At 42.2% G+C, this 26,191-nt stretch carries 22 protein-coding genes; 17 read left to right on the forward strand and 5 right to left on the reverse strand.

The annotated features are described in order from the left end of the window. Window positions 1-34 precede the first annotated feature (34 nt). Together IEW76_RS18225 and IEW76_RS18230 are read left to right on the forward strand one after the other, a co-directional pair. On the forward strand, window positions 35-1,753 hold the full coding sequence (locus IEW76_RS18225; protein ID WP_188655862.1) for a WG repeat-containing protein: 1,719 nt from the start codon (window positions 35-37) through the stop codon (window positions 1,751-1,753). Between the two features lie 581 nt (window positions 1,754-2,334). Continuing rightward, window positions 2,335-4,242 carry a PAS domain-containing sensor histidine kinase gene (locus IEW76_RS18230; RefSeq protein ID WP_188655863.1) on the forward strand — a complete coding sequence of 636 codons (1,908 nt, stop codon included), beginning with the start codon at window positions 2,335-2,337 and terminating at the stop codon, window positions 4,240-4,242. 607 nt (window positions 4,243-4,849) lie between these two features. Here IEW76_RS18230 and IEW76_RS18235 read toward each other — a convergent pair. Next, on the reverse strand, window positions 4,850-6,865 hold the full coding sequence (locus IEW76_RS18235) for a sigma 54-interacting transcriptional regulator (RefSeq protein ID WP_188655864.1): 2,016 nt from the start codon (window positions 6,863-6,865) through the stop codon (window positions 4,850-4,852). Between the two features lie 157 nt (window positions 6,866-7,022). Between IEW76_RS18235 and yfcC the strand changes: the two genes are divergently transcribed. From yfcC to IEW76_RS18260, 5 genes are all read left to right on the forward strand, one after another. Beyond that, window positions 7,023-8,525: a putative basic amino acid antiporter YfcC gene (yfcC, locus tag IEW76_RS18240; protein ID WP_188655865.1), complete on the forward strand. Its 1,503-nt coding sequence runs from the start codon at window positions 7,023-7,025 to the stop codon at window positions 8,523-8,525. Between the two features lie 24 nt (window positions 8,526-8,549). Then, window positions 8,550-9,719, forward strand: coding sequence for a beta-aspartyl-peptidase (gene iadA, locus IEW76_RS18245; protein ID WP_188655866.1), 1,170 nt, complete (start codon window positions 8,550-8,552; stop codon window positions 9,717-9,719). 137 nt (window positions 9,720-9,856) lie between these two features. Continuing rightward, window positions 9,857-10,921, forward strand: coding sequence for a PQQ-dependent sugar dehydrogenase (locus IEW76_RS18250; RefSeq protein ID WP_188655867.1), 1,065 nt, complete (start codon window positions 9,857-9,859; stop codon window positions 10,919-10,921). Between the two features lie 68 nt (window positions 10,922-10,989). After that, the gene (locus IEW76_RS20885) at window positions 10,990-11,580 is read left to right on the forward strand and encodes a hypothetical protein (protein ID WP_229721299.1); all 591 of its coding nucleotides are present in this window, start codon (window positions 10,990-10,992) and stop codon (window positions 11,578-11,580) included. Between the two features lie 181 nt (window positions 11,581-11,761). Next, entirely contained in the window at window positions 11,762-13,108 is a 1,347-nt protein-coding gene (locus tag IEW76_RS18260; protein WP_188655868.1) for an alanine/glycine:cation symporter family protein, read from the forward strand. Between the two features lie 32 nt (window positions 13,109-13,140). Here the strand turns inward: IEW76_RS18260 and nhaC are convergent, their stop codons facing one another. After that, on the reverse strand, window positions 13,141-14,565 hold the full coding sequence (gene nhaC / locus IEW76_RS18265) for a Na+/H+ antiporter NhaC (protein ID WP_188655869.1): 1,425 nt from the start codon (window positions 14,563-14,565) through the stop codon (window positions 13,141-13,143). A gap of 37 nt (window positions 14,566-14,602) precedes the next feature. Between nhaC and IEW76_RS18270 the strand changes: the two genes are divergently transcribed. Further along, window positions 14,603-14,929 carry a hypothetical protein gene (locus IEW76_RS18270; protein WP_188655870.1) on the forward strand — a complete coding sequence of 109 codons (327 nt, stop codon included), beginning with the start codon at window positions 14,603-14,605 and terminating at the stop codon, window positions 14,927-14,929. 90 nt (window positions 14,930-15,019) lie between these two features. On the opposite strand, the gene mreBH is transcribed toward IEW76_RS18270, so the two are convergent. Together mreBH and IEW76_RS18280 are read right to left on the reverse strand one after the other, a co-directional pair. Then, on the reverse strand, window positions 15,020-16,027 hold the full coding sequence (mreBH, locus tag IEW76_RS18275; protein WP_188655871.1) for a rod-share determining protein MreBH: 1,008 nt from the start codon (window positions 16,025-16,027) through the stop codon (window positions 15,020-15,022). A gap of 180 nt (window positions 16,028-16,207) precedes the next feature. Then, entirely contained in the window at window positions 16,208-16,342 is a 135-nt protein-coding gene (locus IEW76_RS18280) for a YflJ family protein (protein ID WP_084599544.1), read from the reverse strand. A gap of 180 nt (window positions 16,343-16,522) precedes the next feature. On the opposite strand from IEW76_RS18280, the gene IEW76_RS18285 reads away from it, so the two are divergent. The 8 genes from IEW76_RS18285 (at window position 16,523) to IEW76_RS18320 (ending at window position 24,617) form a co-directional block, all read left to right on the forward strand. After that, the gene (locus IEW76_RS18285; RefSeq protein ID WP_229721300.1) at window positions 16,523-17,275 is read left to right on the forward strand and encodes a YkgJ family cysteine cluster protein; all 753 of its coding nucleotides are present in this window, start codon (window positions 16,523-16,525) and stop codon (window positions 17,273-17,275) included. A 291-nt stretch (window positions 17,276-17,566) separates the two neighbouring features. Then, the gene (locus IEW76_RS18290) at window positions 17,567-18,304 is read left to right on the forward strand and encodes a CAP domain-containing protein (protein ID WP_188655872.1); all 738 of its coding nucleotides are present in this window, start codon (window positions 17,567-17,569) and stop codon (window positions 18,302-18,304) included. Between the two features lie 112 nt (window positions 18,305-18,416). Further along, on the forward strand, window positions 18,417-18,869 hold the full coding sequence (locus IEW76_RS18295; RefSeq protein WP_188655873.1) for a nucleoside deaminase: 453 nt from the start codon (window positions 18,417-18,419) through the stop codon (window positions 18,867-18,869). Window positions 18,870-19,075: 206 nt separating this feature from the next. Then, window positions 19,076-19,573: a PTS sugar transporter subunit IIA gene (locus IEW76_RS18300; protein WP_036784033.1), complete on the forward strand. Its 498-nt coding sequence runs from the start codon at window positions 19,076-19,078 to the stop codon at window positions 19,571-19,573. 105 nt (window positions 19,574-19,678) lie between these two features. Further along, the gene (locus tag IEW76_RS18305) at window positions 19,679-20,506 is read left to right on the forward strand and encodes a PRD domain-containing protein (protein ID WP_188655874.1); all 828 of its coding nucleotides are present in this window, start codon (window positions 19,679-19,681) and stop codon (window positions 20,504-20,506) included. A gap of 218 nt (window positions 20,507-20,724) precedes the next feature. After that, window positions 20,725-22,098, forward strand: a complete 1,374-nt coding sequence (locus IEW76_RS18310) for a sucrose-specific PTS transporter subunit IIBC (RefSeq protein ID WP_188655875.1) — start codon at window positions 20,725-20,727, stop codon at window positions 22,096-22,098. A 113-nt stretch (window positions 22,099-22,211) separates the two neighbouring features. Further along, a complete protein-coding gene (locus tag IEW76_RS18315) occupies window positions 22,212-23,162 on the forward strand; it encodes a carbohydrate kinase family protein (protein ID WP_188655876.1) in 951 nt (316 codons plus the stop codon). Between the two features lie 12 nt (window positions 23,163-23,174). After that, entirely contained in the window at window positions 23,175-24,617 is a 1,443-nt protein-coding gene (locus tag IEW76_RS18320; protein WP_188655877.1) for a glycoside hydrolase family 32 protein, read from the forward strand. A gap of 66 nt (window positions 24,618-24,683) precedes the next feature. On the opposite strand, the gene glsA is transcribed toward IEW76_RS18320, so the two are convergent. Next, window positions 24,684-25,631 carry a glutaminase A gene (gene glsA / locus IEW76_RS18325; protein ID WP_188655878.1) on the reverse strand — a complete coding sequence of 316 codons (948 nt, stop codon included), beginning with the start codon at window positions 25,629-25,631 and terminating at the stop codon, window positions 24,684-24,686. 126 nt (window positions 25,632-25,757) lie between these two features. On the opposite strand from glsA, the gene IEW76_RS18330 reads away from it, so the two are divergent. Next, entirely contained in the window at window positions 25,758-26,132 is a 375-nt protein-coding gene (locus IEW76_RS18330; protein ID WP_373286019.1) for a DnaJ family domain-containing protein, read from the forward strand. The last annotated feature ends 59 nt before the right edge of the window (window positions 26,133-26,191 follow it).

Here is a 26,191-nt window from a genome sequence, read left to right on the forward strand (position 1 = left end):
ATATAAACGTGTTCAGTTAGGGGGCCGGGCTACTATGTCTATTAAGCGATTTCCGGTATTGGTTCAAACGGATAACGGTGAAAAGTGGGGGTATATTGATCGTAAAGGCGATATTAAAATACCGCCTAAGTATTCATATGCACGGGATTTTCAGAATAATGGCTTAGCAGTAGTGGAAGTGGATCAGAGAAGTGGAGTTATTAATATAAAAGGCGATTATGTTGTTGAACCCATCTATGAATTCATTACTGAATTCAGTGAAGGGCGAGCCACTGTCTCTAGAAATAATGGATTTCAGGTTATTAATGAGAAAGGGACGATCCTTACACCTAAACCCTATTCATACATCGGGGCGTACCAAAATGGTTTAGCCTTATTCAGTGAAGAGAAAGAGGGAACGACGTATTATGGTTATTTAAATAATCAGGGTCAAGAAGCAATTCCTGCTCAATACTTGTCTGGTGATCCATTTAAGGATGCTAGGGCAGTTGTGCAGGTGAAGGAGAATCAGTACGCTTTAATTAACCGAGATGGCAATATTTTTCAAACCTATGATTACCCTTATGTTGGGAATTATGGCGAGGGGATGCTAGCCTTCCAACAAGATAAGGGTGGAAAATACGGTTACATTAACGAAAGAGGTCGAGTGGTCATTGAACCTTCTTACGATTACGTGCAGGCTTTTAAAGAAGGCCGTGCTGTTGTAACTGTAGCTGAAGATTATATCTTCCGGTATGGTCTAATTGATCCAAAGGGCAAACAAATTTTACAGCCTATTTATGATGATATCAATCGGTTGGGGGAAAAGAGGATTGCGATAGGCAAAGCAATTGTACCTGAGCAACCGTATCTTGGGAGTAAATATGCCATTGGGGATGTAAATGGAGACCTTTTATCTCCATTTCGTTATCAAAATGTATTGGATTATGAGAAAGGATTGGCATCCGCTCATGATGATGAGAATACATTTTTCCTCAATCGAAAAGGAAACATAGCGCAAAACAAACCCGTCTTGCCGGGGCAGGGCACCCTCTCGTTACAAGGTCCTCTAATCAAAGCTACAATTGACTATGAACTTCTCTATTTAACACAAGAAGGGGAAGTGATTTGGAGGCCAAAGAGGACGATCCGACTGAATAACCAGTTTCGAGTTTTGAAGATGAAGTACAAACCCAATAACGATTATCTCGTCTATTACCCTGTCGTAAGAGGAATGGATGATACGGAGATACAAAAAGAAGTGAATGAAACGTTACAAGAGATGTCACAGGTTAAGGAAATCCCAAAAGAAGAGAAGCTCGATTATAGTTATTTTGGTGATTTTGCAATTGATTACTTCCATAAAGATCTTGTTGTCATCGAGTTAAACGGCTCCCAATATTATTTTGGAGCTGCTCATCCAATGCCGACAAAACTGCATGCCAACCTGAACCTCGTTGATGGTACATTCTATCAACTGTCGGACCTCTTTAAAGAAGGCAGCCCTTATACGGAGGTGTTAACAAAGCTAGTCAATGAGCAGATAAAAGAACAGACTGACTCTTATTATTTTGACGATGTAGATGTGAAAGTGGATGCAGATCAGCCATTTTATGTGAACGATACATCTTTGTTTGTGTATTATGCTCCTTATGAGATCGCCCCTTATGTAGCAGGCTTCCCTACATTTGAAATTCCGTTTGAGCGCATAAGCGAACTTATTGATTATAATGGGTCCTTCTGGAGGTCCTTCCATAGTAATATGACCAACTAAGGTTTTACCTTTGTTGGTCTTTTTTTGCTCTCTCTTCAAGAATAGAGCGGAAATATGGAAGACTCGAAGTTAGGAGAATGTTTCCGTTTGCTTTAATTGAGTCTAAGGTGGGCCTGGAAACCACTCGCTTTCCTGTGGGGAGCTGGTGAGCCTCCTCACCCGGCAGAGCCGGGCTCCGGGGTCTCACCTAGGCTCTTCTGCCCACGGGAGTCTCGCAGTTTCCAGGCCCGCCTTTGCCATATATGGTGTAACGGAAACATGCCATATAAAGTGTGATCAATTCTCCTGATGAGACTGCGGGGCCGTTTACCTCTTTAAACCCAACCACTCATCAAACATAACGGTCCCTTTCAGCTAAAGTATCTCAGCTTCGGGTGTTACATTTTCATATAAGGAGCTTTATATGAAACAAGTAAAAATCAACAGAGCCTGTTTTGAGGTTTTTGTCGAATAGTAGCGAATAACCGAAAATACCCTCGAATCTATACAAACTTTTACTTATTTAGTATATGATGAGAGTACTATTATACGTGAACTTGATGTGAAAGAACTACGCGGTCAAGGAAAAGAGAGGGATGTGTGTGGTTCAAACTGAAAAGGTTGAAGAGCACTTTCTCATAGACGAGTGCTTGGAAATGTTTAGTGTATCGGGGAATTGGCTATGTCTATTGACTGAGGGGAAAGATGAGGTACGAACTAATAAGGAATTTATGGAGTTGTTCAAGTTAGGTGGATCGGTGATAGACCGTGAGGCGTTACTAGCTATGTTTGATGAAGCAGGGATTAGCGCACTTGAAGAGGGTGATATTAATACTCCTGTGAGTATTGTTATGACAAATTCTGATGGTGTTCGTGTAGAAGGGGTTATGAAGAGGCTCTCTGCTAACAGGATTATGGTTACAGGTCAGTCACCTTTGATTAAGCAAGTCAATGCGAATCACCGACTTGATAGCCAATTAGGAACTATTCCTACTTCGCAATCTGTTGATCATTTCATGACGTGGCTTTCATTAATTGATGAACAAATGAATCATCAAATCTTAACCTCTAAAAGTTTAGAACAGTTGCTTGAAAAGCCGAATGGAAGTCCGGTTGTATACAATCGTTTGAAAGAAGTTGTTGAGCATATTCCTCATGGATTTGCAGTCATCAGTAGAGACTGGGAGCTCTTGTACATTAATCCTACTCTTGAAGAAATGCTCGGTAGCTCTTCAGAAACATTGTGTAACCGCAATCTATGGGAAGTCTTTCCTGAAGATCTTTATCATAACTACTATTTACATTACAAAGAAGCTTTTCAGCACAATCAAGTTGTGAAATTTCAGGATTATCTTTATGGGAGAGGGAAGGTGGTTGATGTTACCGCTTATCCTTCTAATAACGAACTTACTGTATTTATTCAAGATATTACAGAGGTGAATAGTTATATTCATGCCTTGCAAGAAACAGAGGAACGTTTTTCTTTGCTTGCCGACAACATAAACGAAGCATTTTGGGTGTTGTCTCCCAACTTTGAAACGTGGGAGTATATGAGTCCGACCTTCGAATCCATATTTGGTATTTCTATAGCAGTGGTTGAGAGAGATTATAATATATGGATGGATCACATTCATGTGGGTGACAGGGATCGAGTTGTAAGGTCTTTCCGCCAAATGAGATCTGACAAGGTTGCTTGTGAATATCGCTTTGAATATGAGCCAGGGGTGTGGAAGTGGATCCGTACAAAGGGCTACCCTTTAGAGAAGGCTGAAAAAGTCATGATTGTTGGGGTTCATGAAGATATCACGGATATTAAAGAAAAAGATGAACTTATCGCTCGGTCTGAGCAGTTTGAGACGATTACAAGGGTTGCTGCAGGAATTGCGCATGAGATTAAGAATCCTCTCACGTCTATTAAAGGTTTTTTACAATTGATGATGTCTGGAGAAGCCAGTAATGGACAATATGGGGACATCGTATTCTCTGAATTATCGCGTATTGAAGCGATTGTGAATGAATTTATGTTGTTAGCCAAACCGGAACAGGAAGTTGAGCTTGTAGATACAAATCTTATTGATATTATCCATTATGTTCTTGCCTTATTTCGAGCTCAATGTCGCCAAGGTGGGATTAAAGTGACCACAGACTTTGATGCAGCCATACCAGACCTTCCTTCAGATCCAAAGCGGCTAAAACAAATCTTTATTAACGTCGTAAAAAATGCAATTGAAGCCATGGAAGGCCCTGGTGATCTTACAGTAGTCGGAATGTATAAAGCTGATATGGATGATGTTGTCATTCACATATCCGATAGCGGAAAAGGGATTGAGCCAGAAAAAATCAAAAGAATTGGTGAACCATTCTTCACCACAAAAGAAAAGGGAACAGGTCTTGGGATGATGGTCACCACTAAATTCGTTGAGAGCTTAGGTGGGACGATCCGATACAAAAGCAAAATCGATGATGGTACAACAGTGACGATTACATTACCAGTCTTGCATTCAGATTAAAAAATCGGAGCACCTTTTAGGGGTTCCGATTTTTTTTGCCATAGGCTCTGTTCATGTTTATTTTTGGTTTGCTTTTTCCCATAATAGCCCCTTATGCGGAAGACTTGAAGTTGAGAGAATGCTTCCGTTTGCTCAAATTGAGAATAAGGTGGTTCGGGAAATCACTCGCTTTCCGCGGCGAGCTGGGAAGCCTCCTCGTTCGCTCCGCTCACTGCGGGGTCTCCCCTAGGCTCCTACTGCCGCAGGAGTCTCGCAATTTCCCGAACCCCCTTTGCCATATTTAGAGGAACGGAAGCATGCCACATTAGAGGGAGGTAGGTTGTTGAAGTACTGCCATGCTCGAACTGAGGGACGTTATACAAATTCTGATAAGGGGTGTCTGGGGAACGGGGAGACTCCTGCGGGAGAAAGAGATCGACGAGACCCCACAGAGAGCGCAAGCGAACGAGGAGGCTCGACAACTCGCCCGCGGAAAGCGAGTCGTTCCCCAGACGCCCCCAACCACTCAATAAACGGAACGGTCCCATAACAGAGCATTGCTATAATAGTGAGATTCTAAAAAGATCCCCCAAGCATTGGGTCAGTGCTTGGGGGATTTATCTTTTTGTTACAAGGGTTGATTTTGTACAAACCTCACGCCGGCGTCGGTAATGGCTGTTCCTGAGCGGCCTCTTCCAACTTGTATGTAACCTTTTTCTTGTAGCTTCTGAAGTCTCAATCGAACCTGTTGCTCAGATAGAGGTGTTCGTTGGGTGATTTTACTCCGACTTGCTCTGCCTTGATGTTGGTTGAGATTGTAGATTACTTGTAGGAGCTCGAGTTGCTCTTGCTTTTCTATAATATCTTCTTCGGCTATGGGATGCGTAGTTCCGGGTTGATAAGATACAGGGTTTGGTAGATCCTCTTTCTTTAATTCGTTGGATTCACGGACGGCGAGCATATAGGAGATTGTATTTTTTAGTTCGCGAATATTGCCGTTCCATGGATTCATCTTTAATTGATTCATAACTGTAGACGAGATGTGGATCTCTTCATGCGTTTGTTCTTTGGTAAACGTGGTCGCGAGTGTGGGGATATCTTCAGCTCGCTCTCGTAACGCTGGCAAAGATAACGTTAACACTTTTAACCTATGATAGAGGTCCTCTCTGAAGTCTCCTTTCTCAATAAGTTTGAGGAGGTCTTTGTTTGTTGCAGCCACAATGCGGACATCGATGGGAATATTTTTATTTCCTCCTATACGGCGGATCTCCATCTCTTGAATGACACGTAGAAGTCTTGCTTGCATCTTCACGCTGACATCGCCAATCTCATCAAGGAAAATTGTGCCCCCATCTGCTTGTTCAAATAACCCCATTTTTCCTCCCTTTTTAGCACCTGTGAAAGCTCCTTCCTCGTATCCAAATAGTTCACTCTCTAGCAAGTCTTCAGGTAAGGCGCTAAAGTTAACCGCCAAAAAAGGTTGATAGTTTCTAGATGAAACGTTGTGGATCGCATTTGCATAAAGTTCCTTCCCTGTTCCGCTTTCTCCTTGGATGAGGACAGGGAGTTCCGTTTGAGCGAGGCGGTTGGCGATTTGTTTTGTTTTTTGAACGATTGGGCTATTCCCGGTGATGTCTTCAAACGTATACTTAGCGATATAACCCTTTTGGAGGAGGTCGTGACGGGCTGCTTTTTGCATAGAGATGGTCTCGTCTGTATTCTTGAAAATAATAACGGTCGTATCTTCTTCATTTAAATGGAAGCGATAAACCATTAAGTTCATTCCGTTAATGGTAAAGTAACGGCTCGTTTCATCGTTTTGAAAAATAAACGATTGAAGAGAGTCTTGTTTAAAAATAGATTGAATGTGTTTGTGAATGGCATGAACGGAAGAAACGCCGATATACTGTTCAGCCACTTGATTAAATACAGTAATCTTTCCTCTTGAATCAAACGCTACGACGCCGTCGTTCACTCCATCCACCACATGTTTTAAATGTTGATTTAATAATGTAGTCTGCTGGTTCATAAGAGATAGACGGTGACTAAGTTCGATGATTTTTCTTGTATAACGATCGGAAATCTCTCCACCTAAAGCTTCTTTTAGGTTAAAGTGCTCAAGAATCTCCATAAGAGTGGTAATATCGATCAGACGAACTCCGATGTTGATCTTCTGTGTAACTGAGTCAGGGATTAAATGAATTTCACCTGGTGTAATGGCTGTTTTGATGGTTTGCTGATCAGGAGTAAGTGTTTTGCCAGGATAATAAGGGACGTAGTGGATGTGTTGTATGCCAATTTTTTGAAGCGTCTTAATTGATTCTTCTGCAGTTTGGGGGAAGTCATTTACGTATAAAACTCTCTCTCCTTGTGGGAGTTCGAAGAGTTGGTCGATATATTCATAGTTTGTGGTACGGCGAGCTACGATGACTTTACACCCTTTTCCAACTACGTGGTGAACTTCTTTTTCTATGATAGCAGATGAATAGATTACAAGTTGATCTGTCAGTGTATCTGGTAGCCAATCTTCTGAGGCGTAGCTATGAATGGTGATAAATTCTCCAAGGATATCGTTTAGCTGTTCCTGAAGCGTATTTTGCGTTTCTATTGTCCCAGCTAATAAGACAAGCTCTTGTTTTCTCATTGAATTCTCCTTTTTAGGTTGTTGTTGGTTTCATTATAACACCCTGAAACAATGAAATAAGAGATTCCGAACCCACAGAGACCAGAAAATTCAGATTTTTAATTTGGCATGATTTTTGCATCTATTCAAGATAAGACTATTACAGGGAGGAATTAAAATGGAGAAAGACCAAAGAGAACCGAAGAAAGGGATAACGGTTCCTCATACGTACGTTATTATCTTTTTTGTGGTTGTATTGGCAGCTGTTCTGACATATGTGGTTCCGGCTGGTGTATTCGAGACGAAAGAGGTAACGTATGAGAAAGGTGGAGAAACGCAAACCGAAACGGTCCTTATTCCAGATAGCTTCAGTTATGTTGAAGGCGAGCAGGAAGGAACGAGTTTGTTTGAATCTGGAGGGGGCGCTGGTTTCTTGAACTACGTCTTTGAAGGACTCGTTTCAGGGAGTAAATGGGGATCTGCTGTAGGGGTTATCGCTTTTATTATCATTGTTGGTGGTGCTTTTGGAATAATTATACGTACCCGTGCGATTGAAGAGGGCATCCTTTCTGTTATTGATAAAACAAAAGGAAAAGAAGGGCTTATTATACCAATCTTATTCTTTCTCTTTTCTTTAGGTGGAGCAGTATTTGGTATGGGGGAAGAAGCGATTGCTTTTGCAATGATCCTCGTTCCTTTAGTTGTTGCACTTGGTTATGATGCCATTACAGGGGTTATGATTACGTATGTGGCCACTCAAATTGGATTTGCAACTTCGTGGATGAATCCTTTTGGAGTAGCTATTGCTCAAGGGGTAGCAGGAGTTCCGGTATTCTCTGGTGCACCTTTTCGAATTGCGATGTGGGCATTCTTCACGCTGTTAGGAATTGCTTATACATGGTGGTATGCGAATAAGATTCGGAAGCAGCCAACTCGTTCACTATCGTATCAATCTGATGAGTATTTTAGGGAAGACTTTAAGTCGAATGATCTGGATGTCCATTTTAAAACGGGACACGTTCTCGTCCTATTAACCGTGTTAGCGGGTATTGCATGGATTATTTGGGGCGTTGTTGAGCATGCTTACTATATTCCTGAGATCGCAAGTCAGTTCTTCACGATGGGGCTTGTGGCAGGTATTATTGGAGTCCTCTTTAAATTAAATAACATGCGTGTTAACGATATTGCCGATGCTTTTGCGAGTGGGGCAAAAGATTTACTGCCAGCAGCATTGGTTGTAGGAATGGCACAAGGGATCGTGATTATATTAGGTGGAGACAATCCTGCCGAACCTTCTATTTTAAATACTGTGTTATATGGGGCGGGACAGCTCTTTGATGGTGTGACTCCGGCTATTTCAGCTTGGTTTATGTATGTGTTCCAAACCGTGTTCAACTTCTTTGTCGTGTCTGGTTCTGGGCAGGCTGCTTTAACCATGCCGCTTATGGCACCACTTGCTGAACTTGCAGGTGTAACAAAGCAAGTGGCTGTCCTCGCATTCCAACTAGGAGACGGCTTTGCGAATATTATTGTCCCAACATCTGCGGCTCTTATGGGGTCATTAGGGGCGGCAAGATTAGAATGGGGGACTTGGTTTAAGTTTGTTATTAAGTTCTTCGTCGTATTATTTATTGGAGGGTCCTTGTTCGTGATCGGGGCTTCTTTACTTAACTTTGTGTAGACAGCAGGAAAGGTGTGAGAATCTATGCTAACCCTTATTCAGAATGGTGATGTATATGCGCCACGTTATATAGGAAAAAAAGACATATTACTCGTAGATCAAAAAATTGGAGCGATCAGAGATTCGATACCGGTTCCGGAGAACTTTGTGGATATTAAAGTCATTGATGCAACTGGTAAAAGAATCGTTCCTGGTTTTATTGATTCCCATGTACACATTACAGGAGGAGGTGGAGAGGGTAGCTATAAGACTCGAACGCCAGAACTTCAGTTAACAGACGCTACGCTTAGTGGAGTCACGACTCTTGTAGGTGTGCTAGGGACAGATGGAACCACCCGGACAATGACGAACCTTGTTGCCAAGGCGAGAGCTTTGCGAGAGGAAGGCATCAGTTGCTATGCTCATACAGGTTCTTATCAGGTTCCTGTGAAGACGTTAACGGGTAAGATCGAGGATGACCTTATTTTAATTGACCTTATTATTGGGGCGGGCGAAATTGCAATAGCCGATCACCGCTCTTCCCAACCAACTGTTGAGGAATTGGCGAAAATTGCTTCACAGGCTCGTGTAGGTGGAATTCTCTCTGGTAAAGCGGGGATTGTAAATGTTCACGTCGGTGATAGTGCGGATGGGGTTTCGATCCTTGAAGAGATTGCCGATGGAACAGATATCCCGATTAAACAGTTTTACCCGACCCATATGAACCGGAATCCGCTACTTTTTGAAGCAGGTATTCAATACGCGTTAAAAGGCGGTTATGTTGATTTTACTACAAGTACCATTCCGAAGTTTCTTGAAGAAGGTGAAGTAAAATGTGGCCGCGCGCTAAAAAGGATGCTTGAGGCGGGTGTACCTGTAGAGCAAATCACGTTTACTTCAGATGGCCAGGCAAGTTTACCTGATTTTGACGAAAAGGGAGACTTTATTGGCTTGAAGTTAGGGAAAGTCGATACGCTATATAAAGCTGTGAGGGAAGCGGTGATAGAAGAAGGCGTGGAGCTAGAAGTGGCCATCCAAACGGTTACGAGTAATCCAGCTCACATTCTAAAGCTTACTCATAAAGGAGAGCTGTCAAAAGGGAAAGATGCGGATCTTGTCATACTTGATGAAGACCTTCAAGTGGATACAGTATTTGCCCTTGGAAGGCTTATGGTTGAGGGGAAAGAAGCTGTTGTTAAGGGTACGTTTGAATAGATTACATTTTTACGATCGAAACGACCAGAGAATAGGCTCTGGTCGTTTTTGTAGTTTATGAAAGTCTGGAGATAGAGGGTCTAATTCGTTCCATTATGGGGAAACGTGTAAGTAAAAGAACGGAAGGGATCGATCAGATGAAATACATAGTAGTTGGTATATTTGCTCTATCATTAGTTGCGTGTCAGGCAGGAGAGAAAAACCAGGAAGCTGAACCTGTTACGAAGGATCAAACGGACAGGGGAGAGGTTATTGCAAAGAATCTGGATGTACCTTGGGATATCAATAAAGTGGGGGATTCATTTTATATTAGTGAGCGTAGCGGAACGATCGTAAAAGTCCTAGGAGATGGAACGAAAGAAGAGATGCCTCTTCGTTTAGAGAAGCAAGTCGTTCAACAAGGAGAAGGTGGTTTGCTTGGTTTTGTGCTTCATCCTGATTTCGATAACAACCGTTTAGCGTTTCTGTACCATACGTATGAAGCTCAGGGGCGATTTAATCGAGTGATTACGGTGAAGCTTGAGGATCATGCTTGGAGGGAGCAGGATGTTCTTATTAACCGAATTCCAGGTAGCAATATTCATAATGGGGGACGCTTGGAAATTGGGCCCGATCAGCTTCTTTATATTTCTACAGGTGACGCTGCGAATGAGAGTAGTGCGCAGGATCGAAATAGCCTTGCGGGTAAAATTTTGCGTATGAATCTTGATGGTTCAATCCCTTCAGATAACCCTTTTGCTAACTCGTACATTTACAGTTACGGTCATCGTAATCCCCAAGGAATGACGTGGGCTGAGGATGGTACGATGTATGCAGCTGAACATGGCTCTAGAGCTTATGATGAAATTAATTTAATTAAAAAAGGTTCAAACTATGGCTGGCCTGTGATCCGTGGAGATGAACAGAAAGCTGGTATGGAGAAACCCTTATTTCACTCCGGTAAAGACACTTGGGCTCCTTCAGGCTTGAGATATAATAACGAAAAGCTCTATATGGCTGGTTTGCGAGGAGAGCAGATAAGAGAATTTGATTTAAAGAAAGGGACGTCTCGTATATATAAGGATGGAGTAGGTCGTGTTCGCGATTTGATGATAGAAGAAAATACTCTGTACTTTGTAACGAATAATACGGATGGAAGGGGCACACCGGAACCTGATGACGACAAACTCTACCGTACTGATTTGATGGATCAGTCGCAGTAAAGTGTCACATTCACCCAGTCAAAAGAATACACTAACATCGACTTAAGAAACATAAAGGGGAGATAAATGTGTATCAACAGCAACCATTTAATATGCAAATGCCACAGCAAGGCATGGGTCAAGGTAACGGAATGCAAATGCCACAGCAAGGCATGGGTCAAGGAAATGGAATGCAAATGCCACAGCAGGGCATGGGTCAAGGAAATGGAATGCAAATGCCACAGCAGGGCATGGGTCAAGGAAATGGAATGCAAATGCCACAGCAGGGCATGGGCCAAGGTAACGGAATGCAAATGCCACAACAAGGTATGGGGCAAGGGGGAGGAATGTCGCCTTCTCAAAATATGAGTATGAAAGATAAGCAAAATCAAGCGAACAGTCACATGCATTACTTTGTAGTTATTGAAATGCAGGATGGTGCTCAATATGAAGGAATTATTGATGAAGTAGATAAAGAAAATGTCTACATGCTTGTTCCGATGGGTGATGAGGAAGATGATGAATCACCAGATGAGCGCCAGTTTGGATATGGCGGATATGGTGGTTACGGAGGATATGGTGGTTATGGATATGGTTACCCAAGACGCTTCCGTCGCTTCAGAAGATATCGCTTCCCATTCTTCGGAATTGGCCGTTTGTTCTATCCGTTTTTCTATTAATCAAACGTTTGATCAATAAAGGAAGAGGCCCTATAAATGGGCCTCTTTTCATTTGAATCCACCTCCCATAAATTACTGTCTACCCCCAGTGGAAAATGTCTTGCTGTGAAACGCTTGCACGTAATATACTCTTCTATAGTATTATGCGTGATTAATGAAAAGAGATCGAGAGGAATACATCGTGGAATTTTTAACAACAACATTTGAACAGATCAACAGCTTTTTGTGGGGCCCCGTTATGCTCCTGTTCCTACTTGGGACAGGTGTTTGGTTAACGATACAGCTTAGATTCATTCAAGTTCGCTTTTTAGGAGAAGGGTTTAAACGAACGTTTGCCCCATTGTTTAAAAAGCAGGAGGAAGACGGAATTAATTCGTTTAAAGCACTTGCTACGTCCATTTCAGCACAAGTGGGTACGGGTAACCTTGCTGGTGTGGCAACGGCAATAGCTGCTGGTGGTCCTGGGGCGATATTCTGGATGTGGATTAGTTCTTTCTTTGGCATGGCAACGATCTTCGCTGAAGCGGTACTTTCGCAAGTGTATAAAGTGAAAAAAGGAGATCAGGTCTATGGTGGTCCTGCTTATTATATAAGAGATGGTCTCGGTAGTCGCTGGCTTGCAGGCTTTTTTGCAATTGCTATTATATTCGCGCTAGGATTTGTAGGTAACATGGTGCAATCCAATGCGATTACTGTGGCGATGAACCAAGCGGTGGGTAACCATTCTCAATTGTTTAACGTAGCTTTAGGCGTACTTATTGCCTTCTTTGTTGGGCTTATTTTATTTGGAGGCATTAGCCGGATTTCTACATTCGCTGGAAACGTTGTTCCGGTTATGGCGCTGCTTTATATCATCGGGAGCCTTGTTATATTAGTTCTCCATGCCGATCAGGTTATTCCAACGCTTGGGCTAATCGTTCAATCAGCCATTAGCCCAGAAGCTGCGGGTGGTGGTGTACTTGGTGCGACGATTAAAGAAGCTGTGCGTTATGGAATTGCGCGTGGACTATTTTCAAATGAAGCAGGTATGGGTTCAACGCCACATGCTCATGCTGTTGCAAACGTGAAGCACCCAGCTCAACAAGGATTAGTTGCGATGGTTGGTGTGTTTATTGATACAGTCGTTATATGTACGTTGACAGCTATGGTTGTATTGTTAACAGATGCTCATAAATCGGGATTAGAAGCGAGTGCGATTACGCAAGAAGGGTTTGCGCGAGGATTGGGCTCATTCGGAACGCCGTTTATCGCGATATGTTTACTTTTCTTTGCTTTTACGACGATCCTGGGATGGGCTTATTTCGGAGAAGTGAATGTGAAGTTTCTGTTTGGAGAAAAAGGTGTTCCATTTTACCGTAGTATTGTTTTAATTTGCATCGTATTAGGAGCTCTCGTTCAAGTTGATTTTGTTTGGGAGATGGCTGATACGTTTAACGCTTTAATGGTCATTCCAAACATTCTTGCTCTCATTGGCTTAACGAAAATGATTAAAGAAACATGGAAGACATACTTACATGACTTCCGCTAGATGAACAAAGGGGACAGGCCCCCTGTAGCGTGTTAACGTGCTACAGGGAACCTGTCCCCTTCTTGTTTCTCATCTTGTTCTGCTTGAGGGTCTGCTTTTGTAATAGAGATCCCGGTGTACCCGTAGAATAGGTTGATGCCGATTACGAGATAAGCAAAGAAGATAAATGGTATGAAGCTATAAGGGCTAACATTTGTGATGTTGCTGACAAACAGTGCCGTTACTCCCCATGGAACCAAGTTGATTCCTACAGTACCCGCTGCTTCAACAGTACGAGATAAGTTCTTAGGATGGATCCCTTGTTTCTCGTATGCCTCAGCCATGGCGCGAGATGGAAGAATAACGGATAAATACTGCTCACCACTCGTAAAGGCAACTACAAGCGTTGAGAGAACTGTTCGTAACACGAGTGATCCTGTGGATTGGATCGTATTGACGATGCGATTTAATAGAACTGTGAAGATTCCTGTTCCTTCAAGTACACCGCCAAGTGCTGTTGCAGTGATGATTAAGCCGATTGTCGGAAGCATGGATGTCACGCCTCCGCCTTGATCGAATAAAGCATTTAATGTCTCTGAACTTGTGCTTGGAGCAAAGCCGTCGGTCATGGCGCCCATAATCTGAGCAAGTGAACTGTCTTGAACGAAGAAGGCAACGATTCCCCCGGTCACACTCACGATCACAAGAGATGGGACTGCTGGCAATCGCTTCACGATTAAGACAATCGTAATGACTGGTAAAGCCAGTAGCAATGGGTGAATGGTAAACGTGTCAGTTAAGCCATTCATGATGGAGGAGATCTTCTCTGATTGCCCGGCCTCTCCTCCTGCATTTAAACCAAGGAACCAGAATAAAATTAAACTAATGGCGAATGCAGGAATCGTATCCCAAAGCATGTGTCGCACGTGATCAAAGAGGTTTACCCCAACCATAGCAGGGGCGATGTTGGTTGTATCAGATAGCGGTGAAATCTTGTCACCGAAGAATGCACCTGATACTAATGCGCCGACAATAAATGGGTCTGGTATCCCCATGCCGGCTCCAATGGCCATAAATGCCACACCAACTGTTGCAATGGCGGTGAATGAACTTCCGAGTGTAATGGCCACAATACCTGTTGTTAAGGCAATGGTAGGGAGAAATAGACTCGGTTTAATAAACTCTAATCCGTAATAGATAATAGAAGGGATTGTGCCGCTTAACATCCACGACCCAACGATGGTGCCGATAATAAAAAGGATGAAGATAGCAGGCAAGGCCCTTGAAACACCGGTTTTCATATATTCTTGTAGCTCGTCCCATGAGTTTCCTGTAATCATTCCAACGATACTCGTAGCAACAATTCCGATGATTAAGGGCAGGAACATTCCTAATTCATTCGGAATGGAGTACGCAGCCGCTGCAATAAGTGCTGCTGGTGGGAACAAAGCTAGTAGAAAGCTAGGTTGTTTATTCATAGAGTGCATTCCTTTCATAGGAGAAAATCTAAGATGTATGCAATTCACTTTAGTGCTTTTATGCTTTTACTCACTAAAATATTTTACGTGCATCGGTCTGAATTGTCAACTTGATCGTGGAGCGACGGCTGGAAAAGAGAGCGTCACGGCGAGAAAGTGGAGAGCGACGGCCGAAAAAGAGGGTGTCACGGCGAGAAAGTGTGTCGCGATGGCCGAAAAAGAGGGTGTCACGGCGAGAAAGTGGAGAGCGACGGCTGAAAAAGATGGCGTCACGGCGAGAAAGTGGAGAGCGACGGCTGAAAAAGATGGCGTCACGGCGAGAAAATGGGTCATGACGGCCGAAAAAGGAAAGAGCACAGCCTAAAAGCCACGCTCAACGACCCAAAAAGCTAACGGCACGGCCCGAAAATTCATAACAAAAAAGCTGTCCTAACAAAGTTAAGACAGCTTTTTCTTATTTTGCAGCTTTTTGAAGTTTTTGGATCATTTGTAGAGAACGGCCTGTGCCGATTGCAACAGACTCCAATGGGTTTGGAGCAAGGTGAACAGGAACGGAGATCTCGTTGCTTAACCATTCTTCCATGCCATTTAACAAAGCGCCGCCGCCTGTGATGACAACGCCGTGGTCTACAATATCGCCGCTTAGTTCAGGAGGGCAATCTTCTAGGGTAGCACGGACGGTTTCGAGAATGTTTTCAAGATTTTCACGTAAGGCAGACTGGACTTCTCCAGAGCTTAGTGTGATTGTCTTAGGTAAGCCAGTGACCATGTCACGGCCACGTACTTCCATCGTTAATTCCTCGTGATCGACTAGCGCATAGCCGATGTTGATTTTAATTTCTTCAGCCGTACGTTCACCGATCAGTACATTATAGTTTCGGCGCACGTGTTGAACGATCTCTTCATCCATAGTGTCTCCGCCATTTCGAACTGAGCGGCAGGATACGACACCACCGAAGGAGATGATGGCTACTTCACTTGTACCACCGCCGATATCAAGCACAACGTTTGCGACAGGATCACTTACAGGAAGGTCAGCACCAATAGCTGCTGCTACAGGTTCTTCGATTAAGTGAACATGTTTTGCGCCGTAACTTTTTACAGCGTTATGGATCGCACGACGCTCTACCGATGTGGAACCAGATGGGGTGCAAATGACAACGTTCGGTTTACGCATAGAAAGGCCCATTTTCTTACTGACCTTTTTAAGCATTTCTTTTAACATTTGAGCAGTAATGTCGTAGTCCGCAATAACCCCTTCTCGAAGAGGGCGAATCGGGATGACATTCTTAGGCGTTTTCCCGACCATTTGTTTAGCTTCTTTCCCGACAGCTAAAACATTTTTTGTTTGTGTATCAATAGCTACAACAGAGGGTTCGTTTAAGACGATCCCTTTATTTTTAGAATAAATTAAAACGTTCGCAGTACCTAAATCAATACCAATTTCTGCATTAGAAAACATGTGTAGCGTTCCTCCAATGATGTATTTCTTCCTATAGTTGTTCTCCTATAAGCCAAGTTTTATGGGGGTGTCGGATGTCGTGATTTGTGCACAATATATTCCAAAATCGCTATTGAAGGGTGAGGTTTTTTAAGCATAAAAAAACAGAGAGCGCTAGGGCTCTCTGTTTTTCAAGCAACCTTACTTAGCAACTTTGCCGAAGTATAGGTTTGCAAGAATGTGCTTTTTATAGCTTTCAAGCTTACGGCCTTCGTAACGGCTCATGCCAGCTTTTTTAAGTTCGTTAACATACCAACCTTTGCTTCCGATATGCATGGCTAACATCCTTTCTTCTATAGCATTTAATAAAGAGCATTAATCATCGTTGTCATTGTACCATCTTTCCCAAGCTAGTGAAAGGGTATCCCTTTATTTTTTATATGGGTGGCTAGTACAAAAGTGAGTGCTGATGTTAAACTATTGGAAGTAGGTAAGGTATAAGAAAGGGTGTAAGGTGTGACATCACAGCACTATTTGTCATATGAAGACATTTTAAAACGTATTGAAATGTTAAATGAACAATACGAGTTAAATGATAGATATTTTGCATCTATTACGGATCAGCTGTTGTCTAGCGAACGTTCAGCTGATGAAATCGTAATGGATGGGTTTCAGCAGTTTCTTCAACAAGTTAATGAAGAAATGAGTAACATGGAACAATTCATGGATGTTAAGGCTTCTTGTTTTATGGGGTGTGCGTTTTGTTGTTACTTCCCTATTATCATTACAGAATTAGAAGCTAAAACGATGAAGCGGATTATTGATCATTGGCCGGCAGATCGAAAGCAGCGTATTATGGATCATTTGGAAAAGTGGCAGAATACGTATAAAGAAGAAATTGACCATGTTACGTCCATTGATCATGAGAATGATCCTGAATTTAAGAAGAAATATATTGCCTCGCAGGTTCCATGTCCGATGCTAGATACAGAAAGTAATATGTGCATGGCTTATGAAATTAGGCCGATCCCGTGCCGGACATATGTGAACTATGCGGATCCACAAGTTTGTGCGGATAACTACATGCCAAAGGAAACGATCAGTTACGAATTCCTTTATGACTTTTATATGGGCTCTCTAAACGAGGTTCTTCAAGAGTTGTATGAAGATGGGGAAGAGATGTTCATAGACTATCCATCAGATGTGTGGAACTATGATTATTTGGCGAACTGGGCCAAGCAGTGGATTGCAGAAGAACAACAGAAATAATGTAACAACTTGTTTACAAAGCCTCCCTTTATGTTACAAGGGAGGCTTTCATTTATAGTCGTCAATAGCATTTCCCTTAAAAATTATACAATTAGAGGATATATATGGATTGAACATTGGTGCTGATTAAATCTTCGTTCTAGTTTGGTGTATCAATAATGGAGCCACTTTTTCGGTATTAGAGTTTATTTCAAAAAAGTCTCCCGAGTAAATTCCTCCCAAAAATATTACATAAAACCCGGTGGTATGATGAATGTGTTCCAAACAAAGAACTCTACAGGAGGAGATTACATGTTTAAAAAAGTCACAATAACAACTGCTCTTGCAGCATCTCTTATGGCAGGAGGCGTGATGCAATCTGACGCGCATGCCCAGTCTCAAGATTCAATTAAGACGAAGACGTTCCAATTTGAAAGTGGCCAACAAGTCAACCAAGAACAACTAGATCAATGGATGAACGATTTTCTATCAAACTATGAAATAAAATGGAATCAAACAAATAAACAACCAATAGAAAAACCTCAACAAGAGGAGCCTAAACAACAAGAGGAAGCAACATCAGCTCCTGCTGAACAGCAAGCACCGGCTCCGCAGCAACAACAAGAGTCTGCTCAAACTCAAGAGCAACCCAAAGAGCAACAAACAAACGAACTAAGTCAGTTTGAGCAAAAAGTGGTTGAACTGACGAACGAAGAGCGTGCTGCACAGGGCTTAGAACCGCTTAAGATTGATAAAGAATTAAGCAATGTAGCCGAGAAGAAGTCTCAAGATATGGCCCAAAATGGCTACTTCTCTCATGACAGCCCAACGTACGGCTCTCCATTTGATATGATGAAACAATTTGGTATTGAATACCGTACAGCAGGTGAAAACATTGCTAAAGGACAACAAACCCCTCAAGAAGTCGTAGATGGATGGATGAATAGTGAAGGTCACCGTGCAAACATCTTAAATGGGAACTTCACCCATATTGGTGTAGGCTTCGTTGAGAATGGAAATGTATGGACGCAACAATTTATTGGAAAGTAAGATCTTTTTGTGCTCCAGGTTATTATACCTGGGGCATTTTTTGTGCCAATCAGGATACTTTAATAGAGGAAGAACGGGTACATAATATGAAAAGGCAGAAGGAGGAGTAGATATGGATCCTATAAAAAGAGCTTTAGAGTTAGCTGTTCAGAATGTGAGAGAAGGTGGGACGCCATTTGGGGCAGTTCTTGTAAAAGGGGATGAAATTGTAGCGGAAGATGTGAATCGTACACACCAAAGGTACGATGTTAGTGCACATGCAGAAATGGAAGCTATACGTAGGGCGCAAGAGAAGTTAGGACAAACAGATCTTAAAGATTGTGTGATGTACGCAAGTGGCCAGCCTTGCCCAATGTGTTTAACAGCTATGTATTTCGCCGGCATCGAGAAAGTGTTCTACGCTCAAACGATTCTTGAAGCTGAAGAAGCAGGGCTTGGTTTATCGAAACACGTGTATATGGAGTTATCAAAACCTAAAGAACAACGCTCGATCGATATGGTGCACGTCCCGATTAGCAATTCAGACTTTGATGCAATGGGCTACTATAAAAAAGAAAACGATTAACCATATGTGTATCGGGTATATTCATTGTATAAGGTAAACTACGTTACAACTTCTTGACAATCCATATGGATCAGTTTACTCTTAAAAGTAAACATATGACTTGGATTGTGACTGACTCGATCAGGCAAGACCTAAAACGTAGATTACCTCTACCCGTTTTAGGTCTTTTTAATTTCATAAAATATTCTGAAAAAGGGTGACCTAACATGTTAAAAAAATTATTCGGTAAAAAAGACAAAGTATCAGAAGAAGTACTAGTAGCACCATTGAACGGTAAAGTGCTAGATCTTGAAGAAGTACCAGACCCTGTTTTCTCTCAAAAAATGATGGGAGAAGGACTTGCAATTGAACCTGCAGATGGTAATGTTGTAGCTCCAATCGCTGGTGAAATTGTTCAGTTATTCCCAACTAAGCACGCAATTGGTATCAAAACAGAAGGTGGACTAGAAGTACTTATTCACATCGGTCTTGAGACTGTAAGCATGGAAGGTGACGGATTCGAAGGTCACGTTGAAGTTGGGGATAAAGTAAAACCAGGTGATTCTCTTATTACGTTCGATATGGATAAAGTAAAAGAAAAAGCGAAGAGTACAATTACACCAGTCATTATTACAAACAGTGACGAAGTTGAGAATATGGAGCGCTTGAATAGCGGTGAAGCAACAAAAGGTGAAACTGAACTTCTAAAAGTAACAGTAAAATAATAAGTTAGCCGCCATTTGCTCCATCAAAAGTTGTGTTTATCATGGAAAACTGCCATGATAAACACAACCTTTTATTTTTAGAAACGTATAGGAGGTGGCGGCGATATGAAAATTAACAAAATCCTAAATAATAATGCAGTTGTTGTTAAAGAGGATGATCAAGAGAAGATTGTCATGGGAGCGGGAATTGCATTTCAAAAATCCAAGAATGATGTAATCAGTCAATCAAAGATTGAGAAGATCTTCGTTATGTCTGAAGGAAATAAGAAATTCCAGGAACTGTTGAAAACGCTACCTGAAGATGTCATTGAATTAGCAGAAGAGATTATCAGCTATGCGGAGGGCTTCTTGAAAGTACCACTGAGTGACCATATTCACATCTCTTTAACCGATCATATATCCTTTGCCGTAGAGCGTTTAAGGCAAGGTTTTCGGATCCAGAACAAGCTTATTACAGAGATTAAAACCCTTTATGCTCAAGAATTTTCAATAGGTTTATGGGCCATTGATCTGATTGAGAAAAGGACTGGCGTTCCGATACCTGAGGACGAAGCCGCCCATATTGCTTTGCACATTCATACAGCAAAGCTTGGAGCAAGTACAATGGAAAATACGATGAAACATACAACGATGATTAATGAAATGATTGGAGTATTAGAGGAAGAGTCAGGCTCAAAGGTAGATCCTGAAGGGATTTCCCACCAGCGCATGGTAACGCACCTTCACTTCGCTCTTAATCGTATTGAAACTGGAGAACCTTTTCATGATATGGACCCGGACATGCTTGATCTAATTCGAACAAAGTATGAAGGGGCATTTGTGTTATCTCAGAAGATGGCCCGGTTCATTAAAAAAGAGTATGAAATCACATTCCCTGACTCCGAGATTGGTTACATTGCTCTTCACATCCAGCGAGTACTAGAACGTACCTAGACTGGAAAGGATTTTCAGGATAAAAGTATTGCATCCAGACAACGCTTACATTACAATGGAGATACAAGCTAATAAAGCAGGATTGTTACTGTTTTGGCAGGCAAGACCTAAAGTGTTTACAAGGGATACGTGTATCCTATGTAGATAGTTTAGGTCTTGCCTTTTTTATTTGTTAGAGACGATCTGGTTAACTTACTTTGAAAAGGGAGGAAAGCAACATGGACTACAAAGATATAGCTCAGAAGTTAGTTCCGTTGTTAGGTGGAAAGGATAACGTTGTTAGTGCGACTCACTGTGCAACACGTCTTCGCTTGGTGATTAGTGACGAAAGCCAAGTGGACCAATCTGCCATTGAAGAACTTGATGGGGTTAAAGGGGCCTTCTCAAGTTCAGGTCAGTATCAAATTATTTTCGGTACAGGAGTAGTTAATAAAGTATTCCAACCGTTTGCTAAAGAATTAGGCATTGAGCAAGGTGAGCAAAAAGAAGGTGTCGATCACAAAGAGGCAGCTAAGCAAAACATGAATCCATTTGCTCGTTTCGCTCGTATGCTTTCGAATATTTTCGTACCGATCATCCCGGCAATCGTAGCCAGTGGTATGTTAATGGGTCTTCTTGGTTTGATGAAGGCTTATGAGTGGGGAGATCCAGATGGTGCGATCTTTACCATGTTAGATATGTTCTCATCTGCTGCTTTTATTATCTTACCGATTCTAATTGGTTTTAGTGCAGCGAGAGAGTTTGGGGCAACCCCTTATCTAGGTGCTGTTATTGGTGGTATTATGACGCACCCAGCGTTATTAAACGCTTGGAATTCAGGAACAGCTGAAATTCCTACAATGGATTTCTTCGGCTTTTCCATTGAAATGTTAGGGTATCAAGGAACTGTAATCCCGGTATTATTAACCGTATATATCATGAGTATACTAGAAAAGAATATTCGCAAAGTGGTTCCAGGAGTTATTGATTTACTTGTTACACCATTCTTAACCGTTATTTTAACTGGTTTCGCTGCATTGCTTGTAGTTGGACCAGCAGGACGCTTACTTGGCTCTGGTATTACGACGGTTCTAGATATGGTTTATGGAACAGCCCAAGGACTAGCTGGCCTAGTGTTTGGTGGTACGTACTCCCTTATTGTACTAACGGGTGTACACCACAGCTTCCACGCAATTGAAGCAGAGCTTTTAACTAAAGCAGGTAACTACCTTCTACCAATTTGGGCGATGGCAAACGTTGCTCAAGGTGGTGCTGGTCTAGCTGTATTCTTCAGAACAAAGAACAAGAAAACAAAAGAAATTGCACTTCCAGGTGCAGTATCCGCCTTCCTTGGTGTAACAGAGCCAGTCATCTTCGGTGTTAACTTGAAGCACCGTCGTCCATTCATCGGTGCGATGATTGGTGGCGCTCTAGGTGGCTTCTACGTTACCTTTACAGGCGTAATAGCGAATGGTATTGGTTTAACTGGACTACCAATGATTGCTTTAACAACAGGTTCTGACACGCTAAATTATATCATCGGACTTGTGATTGCTATCGGTGGTGCCTTCTTAGCAACATTACTGCTAGGTTGGAAAGAAGAGAAAAAATAGAACAAATGAACAAGAAGTCAGGCCGGGTTGCCTGACTTCTTTTATTCATGTAGGACATAAGAGCTCGTTTTTGGTAATCTGTAAGTATGGAACTCGTGAAGGGAGATAGAACCATGACAAAAGGTATTATTAGTTTGGGAGAGGCGCTAATTGACTTTATCCCATTAACAAGTGAGAACACTGAATATCAGAAAAGCCCAGGGGGAGCCCCTGCAAACGTTGCAGTAGGCTTAGCTCGTCTGGGAGCTAAATCAACATTTTTAGGTAAAGTAGGAGATGATTCATTAGGTCACTTCCTGAAAGATACTCTTACTTCTTATGGTGTGAAAACAGATGGTATGACATTTACTCAAGACGTACGAACAGGTGTCGTGTTTGTATCTCTTGCGGCAAATGGAGAGCGTAGCTTTGAATTCTTTATTAATCCAAGTGCAGACCAGATGCTTCATGTAAATGATGTAGAAAAATCTTTATTCGATGAACATCGTGTTCTTCACTTTGGCACTATTTCCATGATTAATGAACCGGCAAAAGAAGCTACAAAGCATGCAGTTCAAGTAGCGCGTGAAAAAGGGATGGTTGTATCATTCGACCCGAACCTTCGTATGAGCTTATGGTCTTCTGAAGACCAAGCGAAAGAAGCCATCATCTCTATGCTTGATCAGGTTGACGTGCTGAAAGTTTCGGAGGAGGAACTTGAGTTTATTACAGGTGAGAAAGACATTGAAGCCGGAATCAAGCAAATTAATGAGAAGTACGACATTCCATTTATGCTTGTTACACTAGGTGGAGAAGGTAGCTATGTTGTTACAAATGGTGAGATCGCTAAAGTTGATGCTATGAAAGTGAACGCTGTAGACACAACAGGAGCAGGTGATGCCTTTGTATCTGGCATTCTCTATGCCATTAATGAGACGGATGCTAGCATGGAAGACCTTTCGATTGAACAAGCTGTTGAGATGGCAAAGATGGCCAGCGTATCTGGTGCACTTGCAGCCTCTACTAAAGGTGCTATGACTGCTTTACCAACCATCGAACAAGTTAAACAACACTTATCTTCCTAAGGAGGGACTTTTGTGTCTCAAAGAGATAACCAGCTTCGCCAAGAGGCTTATGCAGAAATCGAGAAATTTCGTGACCAAGTAGAAGCCGATCCTCATCGTCTTCGCTTTCATATCCAGCCCCCTGTTGGATTGTTAAACGATCCAAATGGCTTCGTTCAATATAATGGCACTTATCACATGTTTTATCAGTGGATGCCATTTAAAACAGGACATGGTGCAAAATTTTGGGGCCATTACACATCTGAGGATCTAGTAAACTGGCAGGCAGAACCGATCGCTCTAACACCTTCTGAATGGTTTGAGAAGAATGGTTGTTATTCCGGAAGTGCTGTTGAAGCGAACGGATTGATGAACTTGTTCTATACGGGGAATGTAAAAGATGAAGAAGGCAACCGTGAAAGCTATCAAGTGTTAGCAACATCAGAAGATGGAATTCATTTTGAGAAGCAAGGTGTCGTATTAGAATTACCTGAAGAATATACCGCCCACTTCCGCGATCCAAAAGTATGGAAGCATGGTGAGTATTGGTATATGGTTGTTGGTACACAGAACCACGATCTACAAGGACGTGTTGCACTGTTCCGTTCATCTGACCTTAGTGATTGGGAGCACATGGGCGTTGTAACTGGTGCTCATACGGATCAACTGGATGACTTCGGCTTTATGTGGGAATGCCCAGATCTATTTGAACTAGAGGGCAAGCACGTCTTAGTGGTATCTCCTCAAGGGTTAGAAGTACAAGGCAACCAATATCAAAATGTCTATCAATCTGGCTACTTTGTGGGCGATATGAATTACGAAACAGGGAAGCTTGACCATGGATCGTTCAGAGAGCTTGATCAAGGGTTTGAATTCTACGCTCCTCAAACCACTCTAGATGATCAAGGCCGTCGCATTTTAGTTGGCTGGATGGGTGTACCTGACCAGGACGAAGAACACCATCCAACGATTAAGCATAAATGGATTCATACGCTTACTCTTCCAAGAGAGTTATCGCTTGATGGAGACAAGTTGATCCAGAAGCCTATAGTGGAATTAGAGAAGCTTCGAAAAGAAGAAATCTCTTACGAACGCGTGGAATTAAATGGGGTCGAAACAACGATTGAAGGAATCGAAGGGGATGCCTTTGAACTTCAGCTTGGGTTTGAACACAACAAGGCAGATGTGTTCGAGCTAACGCTACGAAATAATGCGCGCGTTGTGTATCACAAGCCAAGTGGTGAATTAACCCTTGAGCGTAAACGATTTGAAGATCGTAGAATGGAATCAAGAACGTGCAAGATTGGTGAATTAGAAGATCTTCGTTTATTCGTAGATACATCTTCTGTAGAGATGTTTGTTAATGGCGGAGAAGAAGTCTTCACAGCTCGTTACTATCCTGAGCAAGAGAATCGTTCCGTTTATTTTGCTTCTTCAGGCGAACTGACGTTAAATGTTTCTCATTGGAAGCTATAAGAAATAGAATCTTCTAAAAGACGCCTTTGGGTTTTGCCCCAAAGGCGTCTTTCGTTTAATGACTTTTTACTCTTTAGCTTCAGGATGAAAGATGTTTAAACCGAGATCCTTCGAGAGACGTTCAAGGATTTTACTACCAGCTACACTGTTCCCTTTAGGGTTAATAGCTGGTCCGATAACGCCTATTCCATAACGCCCTGGAACTGCTCCGAAAATCCCTCCGCTGATTCCGCTTTTACATGGGAACCCAACATTTACAGCAAAGCGACCTGATTCGTTATACATGCCAGATGTCATCATAATGGCTTCAATTGTTGTTAAATGATCGGGATGTAGAAGTTGTTCTCCCCCTTCAATCGTTTTGCCACCGTTTGCAAAAAACAAACCGAGTAAGGCTAAGTCCCGTACCTGAAACTCTATGGAATTAATCCTGAAATACAAATCTAGAGCTTCCTCAGGATCAAGAGCCACAGAACCTGTACTGCTCATATAGTAAGCAAGAGCGCGATTCCGATCTCCTTTACGTCTTTCAGCTTTATAGACATCTTCATTCATGTGAATGTCATCGTGACCGAGGACGCTCTTTAACATCGTCATAATCCGCTCAAAACGCTCCTCTACTGAAGATCCTTTGATTAGAGAGCAAATGGCAATGGCCCCTGCGTTAACCATTGGATTAAACGGTCTATGTACATCATCAGCTTCCAAATGGCTAATGGTATTGAAGAAATCACCCATTGGCTCCATCCCAACGGTTTGGAACACTTTTTCTTCCCCGAGGTCTTCTAGTGCAATCATAAGACTGACAACTTTAGAAGCACTTTGTAAAGAAAAAGAAAGATCCGTGGTACCTGCTGTGTAGACATTCTGATCTAAATCAATCACAGCTATTCCGATGTCGTTTTGATTTAGTTCACTCACACAAGGGAGGCTTTGAACGACTTCTCCCTGAGTGGTATAAGGTGTATATTCGGTTATTATGTCTTTTAAATATTCATTGCTTAATGTAACCAATATTCCTGCCCCCAATCGTCTTCGTCCTAATTATTTAGCCTAACTTTCCGGTGTCGAAACGTCCTAAACGGTGTGTTACAATTTTTGTAACGTAACCAGGAGTTCTCATAAAGGAGGTTCAGTCACTTGGATTATGTAACGATGATGGCTGAGGAGAAGATTAAACAAGCTGAGCGTGAAGGTGCGTTTAAAGACCTCCCTGGTAAAGGGAAACCGCTCGATTTATCAGAGATTCAAGCTGTTCCTGAAGACCTTAGGGCGAGTTTTACGATTCTTAAGAATGCGAATATGCTTCCTGAAGAGATGGAAGTGAAGAAGGAAATGATTCGCATCGAAGAACTTGTGGCCCTTTGTACAGATGAAGAAGAACGACTTGCTTATCAAAAAGAGCTAAACGAAAAGCAGATTCATTTTCAAACGCTAATGGAAAAACGGAAGATGAAAGAATCGGGAGCTTATAAGAGGTATAGTGGTAAAATACGCAGTCGTTTTGGTTTATAATCTAAAGCCTTTGGGCCATTATGTTGAATGAGTGGCTATCTAAAGATTCGTTTCTTGAT

It is taken from the genome of Pontibacillus salipaludis (genome assembly GCF_014642405.1).
Lineage (GTDB): Bacteria > Bacillota > Bacilli > Bacillales > BH030062 > Pontibacillus > Pontibacillus salipaludis.

Coding starts and splice junctions, on each gene's coding strand:
- IEW76_RS18280 (WP_084599544.1), bottom strand. CDS start 16,342: ATGCATATCGGAAGCAAAGGTTGGTATGTTAACGAACTTAAAAAAGCT.
- mreBH (WP_188655871.1), bottom strand. CDS start 16,027: ATGTTTTCTAATGCAGAAATTGGTATTGATTTAGGTACTGCGAACGTT.
- IEW76_RS18300 (WP_036784033.1), top strand. CDS start 19,076: ATGTTAAAAAAATTATTCGGTAAAAAAGACAAAGTATCAGAAGAAGTA.
- IEW76_RS18295 (WP_188655873.1), top strand. CDS start 18,417: ATGGATCCTATAAAAAGAGCTTTAGAGTTAGCTGTTCAGAATGTGAGA.
- IEW76_RS18310 (WP_188655875.1), top strand. CDS start 20,725: ATGGACTACAAAGATATAGCTCAGAAGTTAGTTCCGTTGTTAGGTGGA.
- iadA (WP_188655866.1), top strand. CDS start 8,550: ATGCTAACCCTTATTCAGAATGGTGATGTATATGCGCCACGTTATATA.
- IEW76_RS18305 (WP_188655874.1), top strand. CDS start 19,679: ATGAAAATTAACAAAATCCTAAATAATAATGCAGTTGTTGTTAAAGAG.
- nhaC (WP_188655869.1), bottom strand. CDS start 14,565: ATGAATAAACAACCTAGCTTTCTACTAGCTTTGTTCCCACCAGCAGCA.
- IEW76_RS18235 (WP_188655864.1), bottom strand. CDS start 6,865: ATGAGAAAACAAGAGCTTGTCTTATTAGCTGGGACAATAGAAACGCAA.
- yfcC (WP_188655865.1), top strand. CDS start 7,023: ATGGAGAAAGACCAAAGAGAACCGAAGAAAGGGATAACGGTTCCTCAT.
- IEW76_RS18290 (WP_188655872.1), top strand. CDS start 17,567: ATGTTTAAAAAAGTCACAATAACAACTGCTCTTGCAGCATCTCTTATG.
- IEW76_RS18225 (WP_188655862.1), top strand. CDS start 35: ATGTCTATTAAGCGATTTCCGGTATTGGTTCAAACGGATAACGGTGAA.
- IEW76_RS18315 (WP_188655876.1), top strand. CDS start 22,212: ATGACAAAAGGTATTATTAGTTTGGGAGAGGCGCTAATTGACTTTATC.
- IEW76_RS18270 (WP_188655870.1), top strand. CDS start 14,603: ATGCAATTCACTTTAGTGCTTTTATGCTTTTACTCACTAAAATATTTT.
- IEW76_RS18250 (WP_188655867.1), top strand. CDS start 9,857: ATGAAATACATAGTAGTTGGTATATTTGCTCTATCATTAGTTGCGTGT.